2 protein-coding genes and 1 pseudogene are annotated in these 2,220 nt (G+C 66.5%); 1 reads left to right on the forward strand and 2 read right to left on the reverse strand.

All coding sequences use genetic code 11. The annotated features are described in order from the left end of the window. On the reverse strand, positions 1 to 1,066 hold a 1,066-nt coding region (locus EOA60_RS29640; RefSeq protein ID WP_164899646.1), incomplete at its 3' end, for a PLP-dependent aminotransferase family protein. A gap of 102 nt (positions 1,067 to 1,168) precedes the next feature. Between EOA60_RS29640 and EOA60_RS29645 the strand changes: the two genes are divergently transcribed. Beyond that, positions 1,169 to 2,032 (forward strand): DMT family transporter, encoded by an 864-nt coding sequence (locus EOA60_RS29645; protein WP_095825710.1) that lies wholly within the window; start codon positions 1,169 to 1,171, stop codon positions 2,030 to 2,032. A 9-nt stretch (positions 2,033 to 2,041) separates the two neighbouring features. On the opposite strand, the pseudogene EOA60_RS39325 reads toward EOA60_RS29645, so the two are convergent. Beyond that, positions 2,042 to 2,220: pseudogene (locus tag EOA60_RS39325) on the reverse strand (alcohol dehydrogenase); the annotation flags it as partial.

Below are 2,220 nucleotides of genomic sequence, written 5' to 3' on the forward strand. Positions count from 1 at the left end.
GTTCCGAGGAGAGCCTCCCGCCGCCGAAAGTGGTGGCGATCTTGAGGTCAATCAGCCGTTCCATCCAGTCGCGGGGCGCGGCGATGAAGCCGCAGCGCACCGAAGCCGACAGCGTCTTGGAGAAGGAACCGATCTGGACGACGCGGCCGAGGCCATCGAAGGCCGCCAGCCGCGGCGCCGGCGTGTGCTCGAAATCGGCGAAAATGTCATCCTCGACGATGGCGAGATCCGATTGATCGGCAAGCTTGAGCAGCCGGTGCGCTATAAGCGACGAGAGCACCGCGCCGGTCGGGTTGTGAAGCGCGGAATTGGTGATGTAGAGGCGCGGCTTGTGCTCGGCGAGCGCTTGCGCGAAGAGGTCGATATCGGGCCCTGAGGGTGTCATCGCGACACCGACCACTTTGGCGCGGTGCGCGCGCAGCAACGCATGGAAGTTGAAATAGCAGGGATCGTCGACCAGCACCGCATCGCCCGGCTCGAGGAGCAAGCGGCACACCAGGTCGATCGCCTGCGTCCCGGACTCGGTGAGCATGATCTGGTCCGGCGAAGCCTCGACGCCGTGCGCCGACAGGCGGCGGGCAAGCAGCTGCCGCAGTGCCGGCAGGCCAAGCGGCGTGCCGTAGTCGGCAAGCGTCGCATCGTCGGCTCGGGCGGCGCCGCGCAGTGCTTGCCGCAACGCGGCCTGAGGCATCCAGGAAGCCGGCAGCCAGCCGCAGCCCGGTTTCAGCATATCGTCGCCTGCCTCCAGGGCTTGCCGCGAGACCCAGAGCGGGTCGACGGCGCGGTCGAGCCGCGGGCCGATCTCGGCCAGCGACAGCGGCGCAAGCGGGCCGGCGGCAAAGAAGCCGGAGCCCGGCCGCGAGCGGATCGTGCCTTCCGCCGCAAGCCGCTCATAAGCCTCGACCACCGTAGACTTCGACACCTGCATCGTGCCGGCGAAGGCGCGGATCGAAGGCAAGCGCGCGCCCGGCGTCAGGATGCGCGCGGCGATCCGCTGCCGGATTGCCGACATGACGGCTTCGACGAGCGTTCCGGCATTCGTCGCCTTCGGGTCGGGCGTGTCCATCTGTACTTCCCTGTCGACCAATACAGTTTTGCGGAATTGTACCCCATTGTCTCTGGCAACGCCATGCGCTGCGCCGGTACAGAAGCGCAAACGGAGCGGATGATGGATAAGAGTTTCAACGGCTGGCTCAACGGCTTCATCGGCGTTCTGATCTTCAGCGGCTCGTTGCCGGCGACGCGCGTGGCGGTGGTCGATTTCGACCCGACCTTCCTGACATCGGCCCGTGCGGCGATCGCTGGCCTGCTCGGCATCGCAATGCTGTTCCTATTCCGCGAGAAGCGCCCGGATCGCGGCGATCTGGTCTCGCTGGTCGTCGTTGCGCTGGGCGTCGTGGTCGGCTTTCCTCTCCTGACGGCGCTGGCGCTCAAACATGTCACGGCGGCGCATTCCATCATCTTTGTCGGCCTGCTGCCGCTGGCGACGGCGATCTTCGGTGTGCTGCGCGGCGGCGACCGTCCGCGCCAGGCCTTCTGGCTGTTTTCCTGCCTGGGCAGCACGCTAGTCGCGGGTTTCGCGCTGTCGCAAGGCGTGACCGCCTCACCGGTCGGCGACGGGTTGATGCTCGCAGCCATCATCGCTTGCGGGCTGGGCTATGCGGAAGGTGCGGCGCTGTCGCGCAAGCTCGGCGGCTGGCAGGTGATCTGCTGGGCCTTGGCGCTGTCGCTGCCGGTCATGTTAGCGCTGAGCTTTGCGACCCTGCCGCCGTCTTTTGCCGCTGTCGGCTCCGGCGCATGGATCGGCCTCGGCTATGTCTCGCTGTTCAGCATGCTGATCGGCTTCGTGTTCTGGTATCGCGGCCTGGCGCAGGGCGGCATCGCCGCGGTCGGGCAATTGCAACTGCTGCAGCCCTTCTTCGGCCTGGCGCTCGCGGCGAGTCTGCTGCACGAGCAGGTCAGCCCGCTGATGGTGGTGGTCACGCTCGGCGTGGTGGCCTGCGTGTTCGGGGCGAAGAAGTTCGCCAGGTAGGGAGCCTACTCAAAACTTCGTCACCACGCCGATGCCGATGCCCTCGAAGCCGCCCATCGCCATCAATGCGGCTGGCGCCTCATCGAGGCTGATCCTTTTGCCGACCAACAGTTCGGGCTTCAGCTTGCCGGTGCGAATCATGTCCATCATGGCGGAATAGCGGTAGGCCTGCATGCCGTGGCTGCCGA

The organism is Mesorhizobium sp. M1A.F.Ca.IN.020.06.1.1 (assembly GCF_004023265.1).
GTDB lineage: Bacteria > Pseudomonadota > Alphaproteobacteria > Rhizobiales > Rhizobiaceae > Mesorhizobium.

Bases quoted from the DNA above. Each gene is read 5' to 3' on its own strand.
- EOA60_RS29645 (WP_095825710.1), top strand. From the start codon at position 1,169: ATGGATAAGAGTTTCAACGGCTGGCTCAACGGCTTCATCGGCGTTCTG.